Genomic DNA, 17,022 nt, shown 5'->3' with positions numbered 1-17,022 from the left:
CGAAACGCCATTGCAAGCTATCTGGAAATACCTGTGGCTAACTGGGGGTAAGGCCTAGGGATAACTTTCCAGACAGTTTGGACGCTGTGGTGTGCTTGGCCTATTATGTAGGAAAGCGGAAAAAAGTCACCAGATATCGTATATGCTCAGCCGATTCTTTGGCGCTTATCCCCAATCCATCCACAACAGGTTTAGGAAGGTTTATTGGCCTCTTGCCAGCCGCGCGGGTCGTTCAGGAAGGCTTCGACACCGTCAAGTGTTTCCGTATCAAAGGCTTTCTGTGCTTTGGCCTCGGCCAGAACATCCCACCAGGTGCACAGCGAATGCAGTTTCACCCCATGATCGCCCAGAGTTTTCTCGGTTTCCGGAAAGATGCCATAATAGAAGATCACCGCCGTATGCCCGCAGGTCGCGCCGGTTTCGCGGATCGCATCAACGAAGGACAGTTTGGATCCGCCATCGGTGGTCAGATCCTCAACCAGCAACACACGCTCACCCTCGTTCATCGCGCCTTCGATCCGGGCGTTGCGGCCATAGCCTTTGGGCTTTTTACGCACATATGTCATCGGCAGGGCCATGCGTTCAGCGACCATCGCGGCAAAGGGAATGCCCGCAGTTTCGCCGCCAGCGATATTGTCGAACGCCTCAAAACCCGCATCCCGCATCACTGTGACGGTCAGGAAATTCATCAGGGTCGACCGGATTCGCGGGTAAGAGATCAGCTTGCGACAATCGATATAGGTCGGGCTGGGCAGTCCGCTGGCCAATGTGAATGGCTCGCGCGAATTGAAGTGAACGGCCTTGATCTCCAGTAGCATCCGCGCGGTCAGACGGGCGATTTCGGTGCTGTCGGGAAAGGAACTGGGGATCATGGCGGGACCTCTGAGCTGAAAAACCTTCGGGGCTGATAGCCTGCTGCCGCCGTCAGAGTCGAGAGGGCAGGCAAAAGAAAAGCGGGCCCGAATGGGGCCCGCTGTCAGCTTGCACAAAGTGATGCGCTTAGCTGCTCATGTCATAGGCGCGTTCGCCGTGGACCGACAGGTCAAGGCCGTTGGTCTCGGTCTCGGCATCCACACGCAGCGGCGTGATGGCTGAGACCAGCTTGATCAACACAAAGGTCACCACCGCGGTAAAGATACCCACGATTGCCAGACCGCCCAGCTGTGCGGTCCAGGTACCCATGCCGAACAGGGCGATCATGATTGTGCCAAAGATGCCGCCAACGCCATGCACCGCAAACACGTCCAGCGTGTCGTCGATTTTCAAAATGTTGCGCATGACATAGACCGCTTCCTGACACAGGATACCTGCGACGCCGCCGATGATCAGCGCCTGAACCGGGCCGACGAAACCCGAAGCTGGGGTAATCGAGGCGAGACCGGCGATGGTTCCGGTCACAAGACCCACCATCGAGGCTTTGCCAAAGCGAACTTTCTCCCACAAGGCCCAGGTCAGGGATGCAGTGGCCGCCGAAAGATGCGTCACGGTCATCGCCATCGCCGCACCACCATCTGCCGCCAGTTGCGAGCCGCCGTTGAACCCAAACCAGCCGACCCACAGCATTGCGGCGCCGATCATGACATAGCCAGGATTATGCGGAGGCGTCGTGCGGTTGCGGCGCGGGCCGAGTGCAACGGCAATGATCAAAGCGGCCAGACCTGCCGTTTCATGCACCACAATGCCTCCGGCAAAGTCGCGCACACCAATCTCGCCAAAAATGCCGCCATCGCTGAGTATCCCGCCGCCCCAGATCCAATGCACCACCGGCGCATAACACAGCAGCATCCACAGGGCCGAGAAGGTCAGAACAAAGCCAAAGCCGACCCGTTCGACATAAGCACCGACGATCAGGGCGGGGGTGATAATGGCAAAGGTCATCTGGAAGGCAAAGAACAGAATTTCGGGCAGGGTGCCGGCCAGGCTGTCGGCATCAACACCATTCAGAAAGGCCTTGTCCAACCCGCCCCAAATCCCGCTTTCACCGGGGCCAAAGGCGATGGAATATCCTGCGACCAGCCAGAGAATGCTCATCAAGCAGGCGATGCTAAAGCAGTGCATGAACACGCTCAGCACGTTGCGAGCGCGTACAAGGCCGCCATAGAAGAGGGCCAGGCCCGGAAGTGTCATGAACAGGACCAGTGCAGTTGCTACTATGATCCAGGCGGTATCGGCTCCATTCATCAGCCACTCTCCTTTACAGAATGCGTGGCGGGGCTTGAAGCGGATTGCGACTGGGGAAAAAAGAGGCAGAGCCCAAATAAGCAGCCTATTTCAGGGGCCTTTTTTGAAGAGTTGATTAATTGGGCGCCAAATTGTCGAACATGCCCGATTATTGGGCAGTGCTGAAAAGTGCCTTTGACAGCAATGCCAGCGCGTGATCCCGCGCGGCTCGACGCACCCGATCGCGGCCCAATGCGCCGAATTCGACGGTTTCTGTCATGGATGGTATGCCGTCACCGGCCACACCAAAACATACCCGGCCTTCGGGTTTAAACTCGGATCCGCCCGGGCCTGCAATGCCGGTAACCGACACTGCCAGTTGCGCCTGTGAATTCCGCAAGGCACCCTCGGCCATTTCGCGCGCGACCTGTTCAGAAACCGCGCCATAGGCATCCAATGATTCCTTGCGGACACCCAACATTTGCTGTTTGGCAGTATTTGTGTAGGTCACAAAACCGCGCTCAACGACCGCAGAGCTGCCGGGGATGTCGGTCAGAGCCGCAGCGACCATCCCGCCAGTGCAGCTTTCGGCGGTGGTGATCATCACCCCTTTCGCTTTGGCGCTTTCTAGCAGGTCGGAAACGGTCACAACCCCAGAACTCCGTGGCTGAACCCGGCGGCCAACATGATGCCTATGGCCGCGAATACCCCGGCAATCACATCGTCTAGCATAACGCCCATGGGATCGCCGCGCCGGTCAGCCCAACCCACGGGGCCGGGTTTCAGGATGTCGAACAGGCGGAACAGTACAAACCCAGTTACCCAACCTGGCCACAGCGCTGTAATGTCGATCCCGTGCGCCCAACTGGGATAGGATATCGCCCAAAGTGCGAGGAACTGACCTGCGACCTCGTCAATCACAATCTCGGAAGGGTCGTGGTCTTCTTGCCCGGCGGTCATCACCCGCGTGGCCCACAGACCGCCGAAAAACACCGCGACTGTCGCGACCGCCAGTAAGGGGAAGCCGCCCAGAGTATGCAGAACCCATACCAAGGGCAGGGCAACCAAAGACCCCCAGGTGCCGGGGGCGGGTCGCAGATATCCGACGCCACAAACAGTGCCAATCAGTTGTGCAACGGTCATGATTTCACCAAACAAGCTGTTGCAATAGAAGCAATTCCTTCACCACGCCCGGTAAAACCCAAACGCTCGGAGGTTGTGGCCTTGACCGAAATCTGATCCTGGCGCAATTCCATGATCTTCGCCATCTCTGCCCGCATGGCCGCGGCGTGAGGCCCGACCTTGGGGTATTCGCAGACCAGCGTGCAGTCGACATTCGAGATACGATATCCCATCTGCCCGGCCAACTCGACCGCGTGGCGCAGGAAAATTTCGCTTGCCGCGCCTTTCCATTGGGGATCTGAGGGCGGAAAGTGCTGTCCGATATCCCCTTGTGCCAATGCTCCGTAAATCGCATCGGTGACTGCGTGCATACCGACATCCGCATCAGAATGGCCTTGAAGCGATCGGTTATGCGGAACTTTGATACCGCACAGGATTACGTGATCCCCGTCACCAAAACGATGCACGTCGTAGCCGTTCCCCAGCCTTACATCCATATCCGTTCCCAATATGCGTTCCGCCCTGGCAAAATCCTCGGGTCGGGTGATTTTCAGGTTGTCCGTATCGCCCGGCACGATGCAGACGTCCAGCCCGGCGGCGCGCGCGACTTCCACGTCATCCGCGGAACCTCCGGGATGCGCGGTGTGAGCAGCGACGATTGCGTCATAGTGAAAGCCCTGCGGGGTTTGCGCTGCATGCAACCCGGATCGATCCTGAGTGCCTGTGACCATAGTGTCGCTTGCTGTCCACAAGGCGTCCGTCACCGCAAGGCCAGGTGCGGCACCAGGGAAATTGTCCAGAGCGGCCAGAACGGCATCGATGATCTCGTTGCTGACACAAGGACGTGCGACATCGTGGATCAAGACGCGGGTCACATTCATCCCGTTCAACGCCGACAACCCGCTGCGCACCGATCCTGCTCTGTCTGACCCGCCTTCCGCGAGGATCAGTTCGGTGCTTTCAAATTCTTCCCAGGCGGGGGCATCCTCTTTCGACAGCACAAGGACGATGTGATCGACTTGCCCGCGGAATCGGTCGATGGTCCAGTCGGCCACCCGACGACCTGCCAGATGGCGCCACTGTTTTGGTGTGCCGCCTCCGGCGCGTTGACCGCGTCCTGCGGCGACAATGATAGCTGCGGTCGTCATGTGTCGTGCTCTCCGACGAGTTAAGGGCAATGTTTAGGGTGCGGTGAAAGCAGAGGCAATCACTCGGTTTCATCTGCTTAAAAAATAGGCAAACGATGATTTTGCATGCTTGTTCATGGCGGTTTTGTTGTTCATATGCACTCAATTCGATATCAAAGCTGCAACTGCTCAAGGATTAAGCACGTTGACTCTGCGACTTGCCGACAAAGATTTGAACCCGCCCGTACTACTGGCGCCCATGGCTGGAATCACTGATCGTCCGTTTCGCGATCTGGTGATGCGCTTTGGGGCCGGGATGGTCGTCAGTGAGATGGTGGCCAGCCAGGAAATGGTGCAGGCCAAACCCGGTGTGCGCGAACGGGCCGAGCTGTCTGCGGATGTGGAAAACACTGCTGTCCAGCTTGCCGGACGCGAGGCGTATTGGATGGCCGAGGCGGCCCGCCAGGTCGCTGATCGGGGTGCGCGCGTGATTGATATCAATATGGGCTGCCCGGCCAAGAAGGTGACAAATGGATATTCGGGCTCGGCCCTACTGAAGACACCTGACCACGCGCTGACATTGATCGACGCCGTTGTCAGCGCCGTGGACGTGCCCGTGACGCTGAAAACCCGGTTGGGATGGGATGACAAATTGCTGAACGCGCCCAATGTGGCAAGGCGGGCGCAGGATGCTGGGATACGAATGGTCACGATCCATGGCCGCACACGTTGCCAGTTCTACAAAGGGCATGCCGATTGGAGCGCAATCCGGGCGGTCAAAGAAGCGGTCTCGATTCCGGTGATTGCGAATGGTGACATTGTTGATTCTGGCGCTGCACGCATAGCGCTGGATCAGTCCGCCGCCGATGGGGTCATGGTTGGGCGTGGGGCGCAGGGTAAACCGTGGCTACTGGCGCAGATGGGGCATGAGCTATACGGGGCAGAGGCGCCATTCATTCCCGCTGGTAGTGATCTGATCGACATGGTTCGTGCCCATTATCAGGCCATGCTGGGGTTTTATGGTTTGGATCTGGGCCTGCGCGTCGCTCGCAAGCATCTCGGCTGGTATATGGATGAGGCTGGAACACCGGCCCCGTTGCGCCGGGCGGTGCTGACTTCGCGCAACACGGACGAGGTGATGCACCTGTTGAGTGCTGCACTTGGCAGTGATGCAGAGGTGGCGGCATGACCTCGGATCACAGCATCTGGACCTCGCTACCGGTTCCTGCCTTTGTCATAGATGCAGGTGACCGGATCGCAGACATAAACTCCGCCGGTGAAGGGTTCCTGAACGCCTCGCGCAAATCCGTGATCGGGCATCCCGTCTGGGATCAGATTGCCGTGGACGCTCCATTAGAAGAAGCGTTTCTGAGAGCGCGTCAGCAAGGTACGCCACTATTTGTGAACGATGTGGATGTAGGGTCAGGCAACCGCGCGCCGTTGCAATGTGCGCTTCAGATCGCGCCGCTTGTCGGGCATCCGGGGTCAATGATCATGATCATCACACCGCGTGAACTTGCTGGGCGTATGACCCGTGGAAACACGGTGAAGTCTGCTGCGCAATCGGCGATCGGCATGGCCGAGATGCTTGCGCATGAAATTAAGAACCCTTTGGCAGGAATTACCGGCGCGGCGCAGCTTCTCAGCATGAATATCTCGCAGCAAGACCTTGAATTAACAGATCTTATTGTCGAAGAGAGTCGCCGTATCGTAAAACTGTTGGAGCAGGTTGAACAATTCGGAAATCTCTCTGAGCCCGATTTCAAACCGGTCAACATACATGACGTGCTGGATCGGGCACGGCGGTCGGCCCTGTTGGGTTTCGGTGCCCATATGACGATCATCGAGGATTACGACCCGTCGTTGCCACTTGCTTATGGCGACCCGGATCAGTTTCTGCAGGTCATCTTGAATTTGTTAAAGAATGCCTCGGAAGCCGCTGACCCTAAAGGGGGAACCATACGTTTAAGGACGTATTTTGAACATTCTTTCCGCCTGCGACGCAGCGACGGGTCAGGTCATTCTCTGCCACTGCAAATCGAAGTGACCGATGACGGCCCCGGTCTGCCGGAGAAGATTCGGGGCGAGATATTCGACCCGTTTGTGTCGGGCAAGGAAAACGGCACCGGCCTGGGGCTGGCGCTGGTCAGCAAGATCATTTCGGACCACGACGGCTGGATTTCGGCCGAGTCGGTTCCGGGACGAACGGAATTTCGCATCTCTCTGAGGCGCGCGCCGCGTGACGCGAAATAGTCAATAAATCGCCGGAAAGAGCAAGAATAAGGAAAGCACCTGATGGATGGAACAGTACTGGTTGCAGATGACGACCGCACAATTCGGACCGTTCTGACACAGGCCCTGACACGCGCTGGGTGTAAGGTGCATGCAACCTCGTCGTTGACCACTTTGATGCGTTGGGTGGCCGAGGGCAAAGGCGACGTGGTCATATCCGATGTAGTTATGCCGGATGGCAATGGGCTCGAGATGTTGCCAAAAATCGCACAGGACCGACCGGGATTACCGGTCATCGTGATTTCGGCGCAAAACACGATCATGACGGCCATCCAGGCAGCCGAGGCGGAAGCTTATGACTATCTGCCGAAACCCTTCGACCTGCCGGATTTGATGAAGCGTACCGCGCGCGCGCTGGAACAGAAACAGCGCACGCCGTCAGATGCCGGTAACACGTCCCAAGAGCGTCCGGAAGAGCTGCCTCTGGTGGGGCGGACACCAGTGATGCAGGCGCTGTATCGCTTGGTGGCGCGGGTGATGAATACCGATCTGTCGGTCATGATTTCGGGCGAGAGTGGAACGGGCAAGTCGTTGATCGCCAAAGCGATACATGATTTTTCCGATCGCAGGACGCTGCCATTTGTAACGGCCACTGCCGCCGACCTGCGGGATCTTGAAGGCCCGGCGCGCGTCATGGCACGGGTGCGGGGCGGTACGCTGCTTATCGACGAGATCGCGGATATTGATGACGAATTACAGGCGCGTCTCGTTCGGATGATGGACACTCCAGGCGATCATGTTCCTCGGTTCATGGCTACGAGCCAATCGGACTTGACCGAAGCCATGGAGAACGGGCGCGTCCGGCAAGACCTGTATTATCGCCTTTGCGGTGCGACAGTGCATGTCCCGGCCCTTCGCGAAAGGGTTGATGATATCACCTTGCTTGCGGATCATTTCCTGGCGCGTGAAGAACGCGAACATGGCGCGAAACGCTGGTTCAGTCCGGATGCGGTCGAGCTGGTACGGCGCTATTCCTGGCCCGGAAATGTACGGCAGCTTGAAAATGCGGTCCGTCGATTGAGCCTGACCAGCCGCGCCGATGAAATCTCCAAAACCGAGGTCGAGTCGGTGCTGGGCAGCCAACCCGAAGCCGAGCCGGTGCTGGGCAATGGAGAACGCGAAAAGCTCTCGGCTTCGGTCGAACGCCACCTGCGCCGCTATTTCGATCTACATGGGAATATGTTGCCACCTCCGGGTCTGTATCAGCGTATTTTGCGTGAGGTTGAGGCGCCTTTGATTGAACTGGCCCTGGATGCGACCGGGGGAAATCAGGCAAAATGTGCTGATCTTCTAGGGATTAACCGGAATACGCTGCGCAAAAAGATAACAGAGCTCGATATTCAGGTGACACGGCGGCGCAAACTGATGTAATATCGCCACACAAAGCGTGGCATCCGGGTTTCGACCGGGCAACGACCACGACATATGGCGGTAAGTCGCGCAAGCGGCACATCAGGATGAGGGCAGACGGTGGCAACCCGAGCACAGAGCGGGCTGATTTTATCAGTCAATCGGTGGCGAAAATCCCGAAGGCTGCGCAATTTTGGAACTTTGGGTCTGGTTTTGCTGGGCCCGGTGCTAGCTTTGACCACTTATCTGGTCATTGGTCCATTCGATCTGGGGGCAACCGCGCCCTCACTGCGCCTGATCCTGCTTGCGGATCTGGTCTATGTTCTCGTGGTTGCGGCGCTGGTTCTGGGTCAGGTAGGCAACCTGATCGCAGCACGCCGGGCCAAATCCGCGGGGTCCCGTTTGCACCTGCGACTGATCGGAGCCTTCACGCTGTTGGCTCTGGTGCCGACTGTCACGGTTGCAATCTTTGCCGGTCTGACGGTGAATATTGGTCTTGAGGGCTGGTTTTCCGACCGCGTAAGGCAGGTTGTCGGATCCTCGCTTACTGCTGCGGAAGCTTATGAACAGGAACACCGAGAGGGCCTGACTCAGGACGCCGTCGTATTGGCGCTTTTTCTGGACAATGCCCGGACGCGTGATTTCTATATTTCCGATGCTGAACTGCGAGAGGTTCTGGCGCAAGGGCAGGCGCAAATCCAGCGCGGTCTGCGTGAGGCCTATGTCATTGATGGAAATGGTGAAATCCGATCCCGGGGGGATCGCTCTTATCTGTTCAACTTCGAAAAGCCGACCTCTGAACAGATGGCCCAGGCGACTGAGAATGAATTGCTGATCATTGCCGATTGGCAAAACAGTGAATTCAGGGCGCTTGTGCCTTTGAAGGCTTATCTTGATCGGTATCTCTATGTCAGCCGGGAAGTGGACGGGCAGTTGCTGACGCTGCTGGACGATACCAAGGAAACAGTTCAGTTCTATCAACAGCTTGAAAGTGAACGCGGACGGGTATTGTTCGAATTCGGCCTGCTTTATCTGGGTTTTGCCGTGATCCTGATCCTGGCTGCAGTGTCGCTGGGAATGTGGTTCGCCGAGCGTCTCTCGCGCCCGGTTGGACGCTTGACCACCGCTGCGCAACGTGTCGGGGCAGGCGATCTGGGCGTTCAGGTTATCGAAGAAGCCACCGATGACGAAATTGCGATGCTGGGCCGTTATTTCAATCAGATGACCCGACAGTTGAAAGGGCAGCGCGATACCCTTTTGGAGAACACACGGCAGATCGAACGCCGGCGTCGGCTGTTCGATTCGGTTTTGACCTCGGTCACATCTGGTGTTGTTGGTGTCGACCCTGATGGTTGCGTGACGTTTGTGAATCGATCCGCCGAACGCCTGTTGGATTGGTCCCGTGGAGAGGAACATCTTGCCATTGGAATTGCGGTGCCCGAATTCATGCCTTTGTTCGAAAGTCTCAAGGACAGCGGGCAAGAGGCTGTGCAGGGTGAAATCAAGGTCACGCGAAAAGGCCATTTGGAAAACCTGTTGGTCCGCATGGCGATCCGCCGCGGCGAAGATGGCGGGCTTGAAGGATATGTGGTTGCCTTTGACGACGTGACCGATCTGGTCAGTGCACAGCGAATGGCAGCCTGGGGTGATGTGGCGCGCCGCATCGCACATGAGATCAAGAACCCCTTGACCCCGATCCAACTGAGCGCCGAGCGGATCAAACGAAAGTTTTCGTCCAAACTGGATGAGGATGATTGCGATATCCTTGTATCCATGACTGATGTGATCGTTCGCCAGACGAATGACCTGCGGCGGATCGTGGATGAATTTTCAAAGTTTGCGCGCATGCCGGAACCGGATCGGCACGAAGAGAATCTGGTAGGGTTGGTGCGCGAGGCTGTTCTTTTGCAGCAAGCCGGTCAGCCGGATGTCGAAATCGAAGCGATGCTTCCAGATCAGCCGATTTCAGGTGATGTAGACGCAACAATGCTGAATCAGGCGCTGACCAACCTGATCAAGAATGCAGGCGAAGCGATTGAAACGCTGAAACAAAAAGGGGCACCCGAGAACCTCAAGCCTCAGATCAAGGTTACTGTGATCGGCGACGATGCGGGCACGGTAATCACCATTGCCGACAACGGTATCGGCTTGCCCGAAGATCGTGCGCGGCTGTTTGAGCCTTACGTGACCACACGCGACGAGGGCACCGGGTTGGGGCTGCCGATCGTCAAAAAGATTATCGAAGAACATGGCGGGGTGCTGACACTTGAGGATGCCCCCGTATTTGACGGACAGGACCATTTTGGCGCAATGGCCGTGATCCGTTTGCCCGGGAGCAATATTTCCTCAAATTCAGCGCCGAAAAAGCAGGCAATTGATACAAACAAACTGAAAGCAGGCCAAAGATGAGCGACATTCTGATTGTAGATGACGAGCGTGATATTCGCGAGCTTGTGTCCGATATTCTCGAGGACGAAGGCTATTCCACCCGGCTGGCTGGCAACTCGGACGAGTGTATGGCAGCCATCAATTCCGAACCCCCGGGGCTTTTGATCCTGGATATCTGGCTGAAAGACAGCCGGATGGACGGGATTGATATTCTGAAGACTGTAAAGCGCGACAACCCAGACATACCGGTGGTGATCATTTCGGGCCACGGGAATATCGAAATCGCTGTCGCTGCGATCAAGCAGGGGGCGTATGATTTTATCGAAAAGCCCTTTAACATCGACCAGCTGATGGTTGTGATCCGCCGCGCGATGGAAACCTCGCGCCTGCGCCGCGAAAACGCCTCGCTAAAGCGGAAAGAGGTCACAAGCTCGGATATGATCGGCAAATCGGCCTCGTTCCGGGCAATGCAGAGCCAACTGGACAAGGTAACTAAGTCCAACGGGCGCGTGATGCTGACAGGCCCTGCCGGTTCAGGCAAGGAAATCGCCGCGCGCTATATCCATGCAGAATCGAACCGGGCAAATGCGCCCTTCGTGACCGTGAACTGCGCCGGGATCGAACCGGAGCGCGTTGAAGAGGTTCTGTTCGGCCGAGAAACCACCGAACGCGGGGTTGAGGCAGGCCTGTTGGAAGAGGCCCATGGTGGCGTTGTCTACTTTGATGAAGTGGCAGATATGCCCATGGGAACCCAGTCAAAAATCCTGCGGGTTCTGGTTGATCAACAGTTTCAACGGGTTGGAGGTACCGACAAGGTTCGGGTCGACCTGCGGGTGATCTCTTCGACCAATCGTGACCTTGATGCAGAAATCGCCGCTGATCGTTTTCGGGAAGAGCTTTACCATCGTCTGAATGTTGTGCCTATTTCGGTGCCTTCGCTAGAAGATCGGCGCGAGGATATTCCGGTTCTTGCCGAGTTTTTTATTGAAATGTGCAATGAATCCCAGGGCCTGCCGGTGCGCGAGATTTCAGACGAAGCTGTCGCGTTGCTGCAGACCATGACCTGGCCGGGCAATGTGCGTCAGCTTAAGAACCTGATCGAACGGGTGCTCATTCTGGGTGACGGTACGGGCCCGATCGAAGCGCGTGAGCTGCCAAACGAAGAAGAAAAAGCCGATGAATCAGGTCGCGTCGTTCTGTCCGGGGCATTGGCGACCTTGCCGTTGCGCGAAGCTCGCGAGGCGTTCGAGCGTGAATATCTGCTGACCCAGATCAACCGGTTCGGGGGCAATATCAGCCGCACCGCCAGCTTTGTCGGCATGGAACGCAGCGCGCTTCATCGTAAGTTGAAATCTCTGGGCGTAGTGACCTCGAACAAATCGGGGGCGCGGATCGCGCAACTGGACGAGGCTGAACCGGCGGAGTGATCCGCCGGCCTTTACCCTGCCTGACCTGGGGTAATGATCTGAAACGTTCCGTTGTCGAATTTGACGAAACATGAATCTGTGCTGAGCGGTGGCAGCTGTGTTGTTGGGACCGCAGCAACACGCGACTTTACGCCCTGCTTGCAAGGCGGAAGGCTGACCGGGCGATAGCCTTTCTGCGCCATGCATTGTGCTTCCAGCTTGTTGCGCAGCCCTTTGTTCACATCGACCGTATAGATCTGACCGGGCTGCCACCAGCCTCCGGTGCGATGACACCTTCCCCGACCATCGCAGTAGGTGCGACCTGGCCAATAGGTTGGTGCCCCTTGTCGCACCTGATTGGCCACGGGGGCGTCTTTGAGGGACTGAACCTGACATCCAGTCGTTTCAGACTGCATTTGCGAAACTGTCTCGCCCTCTTGATAATACAGGGAAAGCGGCCCACACGCAGTTAGCAACAGAGTCAAAGAAATCGTGAGAGCTATTGTTTTCATACGCTTACCTTGCCTCAGCTTTGCTTGTGTTACAAACTAATTGACCGTCTGGGGGGCATCTGTCATTCAAAGATTTCAGGCAGAAGGGCCAATAGCATGAAGGTCATCATTTGCGGTGCGGGTCAGGTTGGCTGGCAGATTGCACGGCATCTTTCAGGCGAGTTGAACGACGTTACTGTGGTTGACAACAATCCTGATCTGGTGCGACGGGCGACCGAAACCTTGGATGTTCAGGGGATTGCGGGATTTGCAAGCTATCCGGATGTTCTGAACCGAGCGGGCGCGCGCGATGCGGATATGATTATTGCTGCCACCCATTCGGACGAGGTGAACATGGTCACCTGTCAGATGGCACATTCGGTTTTCTCCATTCAGCGCAAAATCGCCCGGCTTCGGTCGAAATCCTATCTCGAGGCGATTCATTCGGATCTGTATCGCCGCGATCACCTGCCAATTGATGTGGTGATCAGCCCCGAGCGCGAGGTTGCCGCAGCGGCGATGCGCCGGTTGTCTGCCCCATCCGCCTTTGACACCGAGATGTTCATGGATGGCAAAGCGCAGTTGCTTGGCATTCGCATCGCCGAGGATTGCCCGATCGTGAACACGCCATTGCGGCAACTGACCGATCTGTTTTCGACGCTCAGCTCTATCGTGGTGGGTGTCCGGCGCGAGGGTACGCTGTTTGCCCCGGAATCCGAGGACCAGCTGTTTGTCGGCGACGAATGCTATGTCTTTAGCAATGTCAAAGACGTCGACCGGACGATGGAGGTTTTCGGCAAGGCGCAAAAACGGCAGGACCGGGTGGTGATTGTCGGCGGCGGCAATGTCGGTCTTGAAGTTGCTCGGACATTGGAAGAACGTGAAAGCCGTGTGCGTGCCAAGATAATTGAACGAGACCGCCACTGTGCGGAAGTGGCAGCCGAAGCGCTTGAGCGAACGATTGTCCTTCACGGTGATGGTCTGGACGCGGCGCTGCTGCGCGAAGCTGGCATCGAACGCGCGGATGCAATGTTGGCCGTCACGGATGATGACCGTGTAAATATGTTGGTTGCCGTGCGTGCCAAGGCCGAAGGCTGTGCTCTGGCGATTGCACTGATCAATGATCCCAGCATGGTTGCCCTGATGGGGCCGCTGGGTATCGACGCCTATATCAACCCCCGCGCCACCACCGTCAGTTCGATTCTGCGCCATATTCGGCACGGACGCGTGCGGCAGGTCTATTCCATCGGCGATGCCGAGGCCGAAGTGATCGAGGCCGAAGTACTTTCAACCTCGCCCATGGCCGGGCAGAGGCTGCGCGACATTGATTTCCCCGAAGGTGTGCTGGTTGGCGCAGTGCGTAAGGGCGATGAGATGTTGCGCCCCACCGGTAGTCTCAGGATTGAAGAAAAGGATGTGGTGGCGATTTTTGCCTTAGCCAAAGACGTGCCCGAGGTGGAACGGCTGATGCAGGTCTCGATCGATTTCTTCTGATGGCGCATGCACGGAAAAAACAGGTTAGCCTCATTCGGCGATTGCCGCTGTTTCTTCTGCTCTGGGGTATTTTTGCCGCCGCTATGTGGATGCCTGCCATATTTGCGCTGGTGCTGGATGATCACGAAACGTCCCGGTCGTTCTTCTATTCCGGGTTGCTGGGGTTGTTCGTGGTCGGGATCATCTCGCTGGCAACATCCAACAGAATGCCGCGCCGAGGGACATTGGGCCAGTTGGCGGTCTTGTTAGGCTGTTTCACCGTATTGCCCTTGTTTCTTGCGATCCCTCTGCATGATGCGTTGGGTAATACGAGCTTTCTGAACGCCTATTTCGACATGGTCAGCGCATTGACCACTACCGGGGCTGATTTGTTTCCTGATCCAGACCGGTTGTCGGCGCCGTTACACCTTTGGCGGGCTCAGGTCGGATGGATGGGCGGGCTTTTGATGTGGATTTCAGCGGCCGCGATCCTCGCGCCGTTGTCGCTGGGCGGGTTCGAAGTGACAGCCCGCGGTCAACCCGGTCGCCCGGTTTCAGGCGTGGCGCAAAGCGAGATAGTAGACCCGCGCGGGCGTCTAATCCGTGTCACGCTGACTTTGACGCCGGTTTATGTCGGGCTGACCGCTGTCATTTGGCTGTTGCTCGTGATCGCAGGAGAGCAGGGCCTGACCGCCATCTGTCATGCGATGTCAACCATGGCCACATCGGGTATCTCACCGGTTGGTGGGCTTGAGGGAGCGCAGGCCGGGGTAACCGGTGAGGCCATCCTGTTTCTGTTCCTGTTCTTCGCTTTGTCGCGGCTTACCTTTTCCTCGGACACAGCTACCTCCGGATATTCGCGGCTGGATAAGGACCCCGAGTTCCGGATCGGACTCATGATCGTTGCAGGCGTTGCGGCGCTGCTTTTCTTCAGGGTTCTTGCCGGGGTCAGCGAAATTGGCGGCCAGATGGAACCTCTTCAGGCGTTGAGCGTAATTTGGGGCATGATTTTTACGGTCTTGTCATTTCTGACAACCGCGGGGTTTGAAAGTGCAAACTGGGATGATGCCCAGCAAATTTCCGGTCTGGGCACCCCGGGATTGATCCTGATGGGGCTTGCGCTGATCGGCGGTGGAGTTGCAACAACGGCGGGCGGGGTAAAGCTGTTGCGGGTTTTCGCTCTGTACCTTAACGGCGCGCGCGAAATTGACCGTTTGATTTATCCGTCTTCGGTCAGCGGAGTGGGTGGCGGAAACCGTCGCATCCAAAGCGATGGGGCCTTTATCGCTTGGATATTTTTCATGATGTTTGCCCTGACAGCTGCTGTGTTCAATGTGTTGCTTGCTGCCATGGGTACGGGGTTCGAACACGCTATGGTGCTGAGCGTTGCCGCGCTGAGCACGACAGGGCCGTTGATCGAATTGGCAACCGATGTTCCTATCCGATTGATCGACCTTTCGGGCGGTGCCAAGCTGACCATGTGTGCCGCTATGGTGATCGGCAGATTGGAAACGCTGGCGATTATTGCCCTGATCACACCCGCTCTATTGAGGGGTTAAGAAACAATAACCATGCTAGTGACTGATTTTTCATCTGGAATATCGGTTAACGACACTCCATACTCAGCCGGAGGGAGCGCGTTGGTCCGCAGCGCGTAGCAAGAACAATGGCGAGATTATAAGAATATGGCTTCGGACAGACAGAATCTGCAGGACGCGTTCCTGAATAATGTACGGAAAGCAAAAGTCCCGGTCACAATTTTCCTGATCAACGGTGTGAAATTGCAGGGTGTGATCACCTGGTTCGACAACTTCTGCGTATTGTTGCGCCGCGACGGACAGTCGCAGCTGGTCTACAAACACGCGATTTCGACCATCATGCCATCGCAGCCGATCAGCCTGTATGAGGGCGAAGACGCCTCTTGATGGAACATGAAAGGGTGCGCACCCGAGCGTGGGTGCTGCATCCGGAAATCAAATCAGATGAACAGCGCCGCGTTCCAGGACCGGCGCTGGCAGAAGCGGTGGCGCTGGCCGCTGCATTGCCCGACCTTGATGTGATCGGATCCGAAGTTGTGCGCTTACCTCGGGCGCAGGCCGGTTTTCTGTTCGGTAGCGGCAAGATCGAGGAACTGGCCGAACGGTTGCACGAGAACGAAGTCGAGCTGGTTTTGATCGACGGATCGGTTACGCCCGTTCAGCAACGCAATCTTGAAAAGGCGTGGAAGGTCAAGATCCTCGACCGGACCGGGCTGATCCTCGAAATCTTCAGCGACCGTGCGCGCACCCGTGAGGGCGTTTTGCAGGTGGAAATGGCCGCGCTGAGTTACCAGCGGACCCGGCTGGTGCGTGCCTGGACCCACCTGGAACGGCAGCGGGGCGGATTGGGCTTTGTGGGTGGCCCGGGTGAGACCCAGATCGAAGCGGACCGCCGGGCCATTGATGAACAACTGGTGCGGCTGCGGCGTCAGTTGCAGAAGGTGGTCAAGACCCGCACGCTGCATCGCGCCGCGCGGGCCAAGGTGCCATATCCGATTGTGGCGTTGGTAGGTTATACCAACGCGGGCAAATCAACCCTGTTCAACCGCCTGACCGGGGCCGATGTCATGGCCAAGGACATGTTGTTCGCCACCTTGGACCCCACCATGCGTCGGGTCGAACTGCCTGACGGTCCCGAAGTGATCCTGTCGGACACGGTGGGATTCATTTCGAACCTGCCCACCGAATTGGTCGCCTCATTCCGGGCCACGCTGGAGGAAGTGTTGGGCGCTGATATCGTGGTTCATGTGCGCGATATCAGCCACGATGGATCTGAGGCGCAGGCGAAGGATGTCGAAACTATCCTGACTTCACTGGGTATTGACGATACGCGGCCCCGGATTGAGGTCTGGAACAAGATCGACCTGCTGTCCCCGGATGAGCGCGAAGCCGCGATGGCGCGGGCAGAGCGGGATCAGGGGATTTTCGCGATTTCAGCCGTCACCGGCGAAGGGATCGCCCCGCTTTTGGCGGAAATTGCCGTCACGCTACAGGGCGTACGTTCTGAGGCAACGCTGGAACTGGGATTTGCCGAAGGCAACAAGCGCGCGTGGTTGTTCCGCCAGGAGGTCGTGCAGTCCGAAAAGCAGACCGAAGATGGCTTTGTGATCGACGTGCTGTGGACAGAGAAACAAGCTTCGCAATACGCAGCGCTTTGAACCCTGACTGGGGAAGA

General features: G+C 57.2%; 15 protein-coding genes. 9 read left to right on the top strand and 6 right to left on the bottom strand.

The window, feature by feature from the left end:
• Positions 1-191: 191 nt before the first annotated feature.
• From AC2FIM_RS03290 to AC2FIM_RS03270, 5 genes are all read right to left on the bottom strand, one after another.
• Positions 192-872, bottom strand: a complete 681-nt coding sequence (locus AC2FIM_RS03290) for an orotate phosphoribosyltransferase (RefSeq protein WP_496707936.1) — start codon at positions 870-872, stop codon at positions 192-194.
• A gap of 127 nt (positions 873-999) precedes the next feature.
• Positions 1,000-2,181: an ammonium transporter gene (locus AC2FIM_RS03285; RefSeq protein ID WP_271947366.1), complete on the bottom strand. Its 1,182-nt coding sequence runs from the start codon at positions 2,179-2,181 to the stop codon at positions 1,000-1,002.
• Between the two features lie 148 nt (positions 2,182-2,329).
• Positions 2,330-2,809: a CinA family protein gene (locus tag AC2FIM_RS03280; RefSeq protein WP_271947364.1), complete on the bottom strand. Its 480-nt coding sequence runs from the start codon at positions 2,807-2,809 to the stop codon at positions 2,330-2,332.
• Positions 2,806-3,303, bottom strand: a complete 498-nt coding sequence (locus AC2FIM_RS03275) for a phosphatidylglycerophosphatase A family protein (protein ID WP_142633508.1) — start codon at positions 3,301-3,303, stop codon at positions 2,806-2,808. The genes AC2FIM_RS03280 and AC2FIM_RS03275 overlap by 4 nt, the downstream gene beginning before the upstream one ends.
• A complete protein-coding gene (locus tag AC2FIM_RS03270) occupies positions 3,300-4,430 on the bottom strand; it encodes a bifunctional 2-C-methyl-D-erythritol 4-phosphate cytidylyltransferase/2-C-methyl-D-erythritol 2,4-cyclodiphosphate synthase (RefSeq protein WP_271947360.1) in 1,131 nt (376 codons plus the stop codon). The genes AC2FIM_RS03275 and AC2FIM_RS03270 overlap by 4 nt, the downstream gene beginning before the upstream one ends.
• 184 nt (positions 4,431-4,614) lie before the next feature.
• Between AC2FIM_RS03270 and dusB the strand changes: the two genes are divergently transcribed.
• From dusB to ntrX, 5 genes are all read left to right on the top strand, one after another.
• Positions 4,615-5,598, top strand: a complete 984-nt coding sequence (gene dusB, locus AC2FIM_RS03265) for a tRNA dihydrouridine synthase DusB (RefSeq protein WP_496707937.1) — start codon at positions 4,615-4,617, stop codon at positions 5,596-5,598.
• On the top strand, positions 5,595-6,662 hold the full coding sequence (locus AC2FIM_RS03260; RefSeq protein ID WP_496675865.1) for a two-component system sensor histidine kinase NtrB: 1,068 nt from the start codon (positions 5,595-5,597) through the stop codon (positions 6,660-6,662). Before dusB ends, AC2FIM_RS03260 begins: the two co-directional genes overlap by 4 nt.
• A gap of 42 nt (positions 6,663-6,704) precedes the next feature.
• Positions 6,705-8,072, top strand: coding sequence for a response regulator (locus AC2FIM_RS03255; protein ID WP_281994544.1), 1,368 nt, complete (start codon positions 6,705-6,707; stop codon positions 8,070-8,072).
• 99 nt (positions 8,073-8,171) lie between these two features.
• Positions 8,172-10,460 carry a sensor histidine kinase NtrY-like gene (locus AC2FIM_RS03250; protein WP_281972011.1) on the top strand — a complete coding sequence of 763 codons (2,289 nt, stop codon included), beginning with the start codon at positions 8,172-8,174 and terminating at the stop codon, positions 10,458-10,460.
• On the top strand, positions 10,457-11,866 hold the full coding sequence (gene ntrX, locus AC2FIM_RS03245) for a nitrogen assimilation response regulator NtrX (RefSeq protein WP_496675862.1): 1,410 nt from the start codon (positions 10,457-10,459) through the stop codon (positions 11,864-11,866). The genes AC2FIM_RS03250 and ntrX overlap by 4 nt, the downstream gene beginning before the upstream one ends.
• 11 nt (positions 11,867-11,877) lie before the next feature.
• Here ntrX and AC2FIM_RS03240 read toward each other — a convergent pair whose 3' ends face one another.
• Complete coding sequence (locus AC2FIM_RS03240; protein ID WP_142633522.1) at positions 11,878-12,357, bottom strand: hypothetical protein; 480 nt, start codon at positions 12,355-12,357, stop codon at positions 11,878-11,880.
• Positions 12,358-12,453: 96 nt separating this feature from the next.
• Between AC2FIM_RS03240 and trkA the strand changes: the two genes are divergently transcribed.
• From trkA to hflX, 4 genes are all read left to right on the top strand, one after another.
• Complete coding sequence (gene trkA / locus AC2FIM_RS03235; RefSeq protein ID WP_142633524.1) at positions 12,454-13,830, top strand: Trk system potassium transporter TrkA; 1,377 nt, start codon at positions 12,454-12,456, stop codon at positions 13,828-13,830.
• Positions 13,830-15,368, top strand: a complete 1,539-nt coding sequence (locus AC2FIM_RS03230) for a TrkH family potassium uptake protein (RefSeq protein WP_496675856.1) — start codon at positions 13,830-13,832, stop codon at positions 15,366-15,368. Before trkA ends, AC2FIM_RS03230 begins: the two co-directional genes overlap by 1 nt.
• 126 nt (positions 15,369-15,494) lie before the next feature.
• Positions 15,495-15,734, top strand: coding sequence for an RNA chaperone Hfq (gene hfq, locus AC2FIM_RS03225; RefSeq protein ID WP_010440340.1), 240 nt, complete (start codon positions 15,495-15,497; stop codon positions 15,732-15,734).
• Positions 15,734-17,005: a GTPase HflX gene (hflX, locus tag AC2FIM_RS03220; protein WP_496675852.1), complete on the top strand. Its 1,272-nt coding sequence runs from the start codon at positions 15,734-15,736 to the stop codon at positions 17,003-17,005. Before hfq ends, hflX begins: the two co-directional genes overlap by 1 nt.
• Positions 17,006-17,022 lie beyond the last annotated feature (17 nt).

The sequence above is a fragment of the Ruegeria sp. CDSC052 genome (assembly GCF_059610685.1).
Note: the sequence above shows the minus strand (reverse complement) of the source record. Positions and strands in the feature narration are given on the sequence as shown.

Coding starts and splice junctions, on each gene's coding strand:
- AC2FIM_RS03285 (WP_271947366.1), bottom strand. CDS start 2,181: ATGAATGGAGCCGATACCGCCTGGATCATAGTAGCAACTGCACTGGTC.
- hflX (WP_496675852.1), top strand. CDS start 15,734: ATGGAACATGAAAGGGTGCGCACCCGAGCGTGGGTGCTGCATCCGGAA.
- trkA (WP_142633524.1), top strand. CDS start 12,454: ATGAAGGTCATCATTTGCGGTGCGGGTCAGGTTGGCTGGCAGATTGCA.
- AC2FIM_RS03275 (WP_142633508.1), bottom strand. CDS start 3,303: ATGACCGTTGCACAACTGATTGGCACTGTTTGTGGCGTCGGATATCTG.
- AC2FIM_RS03290 (WP_496707936.1), bottom strand. CDS start 872: ATGATCCCCAGTTCCTTTCCCGACAGCACCGAAATCGCCCGTCTGACC.
- ntrX (WP_496675862.1), top strand. CDS start 10,457: ATGAGCGACATTCTGATTGTAGATGACGAGCGTGATATTCGCGAGCTT.
- hfq (WP_010440340.1), top strand. CDS start 15,495: ATGGCTTCGGACAGACAGAATCTGCAGGACGCGTTCCTGAATAATGTA.
- AC2FIM_RS03260 (WP_496675865.1), top strand. CDS start 5,595: ATGACCTCGGATCACAGCATCTGGACCTCGCTACCGGTTCCTGCCTTT.
- AC2FIM_RS03255 (WP_281994544.1), top strand. CDS start 6,705: ATGGATGGAACAGTACTGGTTGCAGATGACGACCGCACAATTCGGACC.
- AC2FIM_RS03230 (WP_496675856.1), top strand. CDS start 13,830: ATGGCGCATGCACGGAAAAAACAGGTTAGCCTCATTCGGCGATTGCCG.
- AC2FIM_RS03270 (WP_271947360.1), bottom strand. CDS start 4,430: ATGACGACCGCAGCTATCATTGTCGCCGCAGGACGCGGTCAACGCGCC.
- AC2FIM_RS03240 (WP_142633522.1), bottom strand. CDS start 12,357: ATGAAAACAATAGCTCTCACGATTTCTTTGACTCTGTTGCTAACTGCG.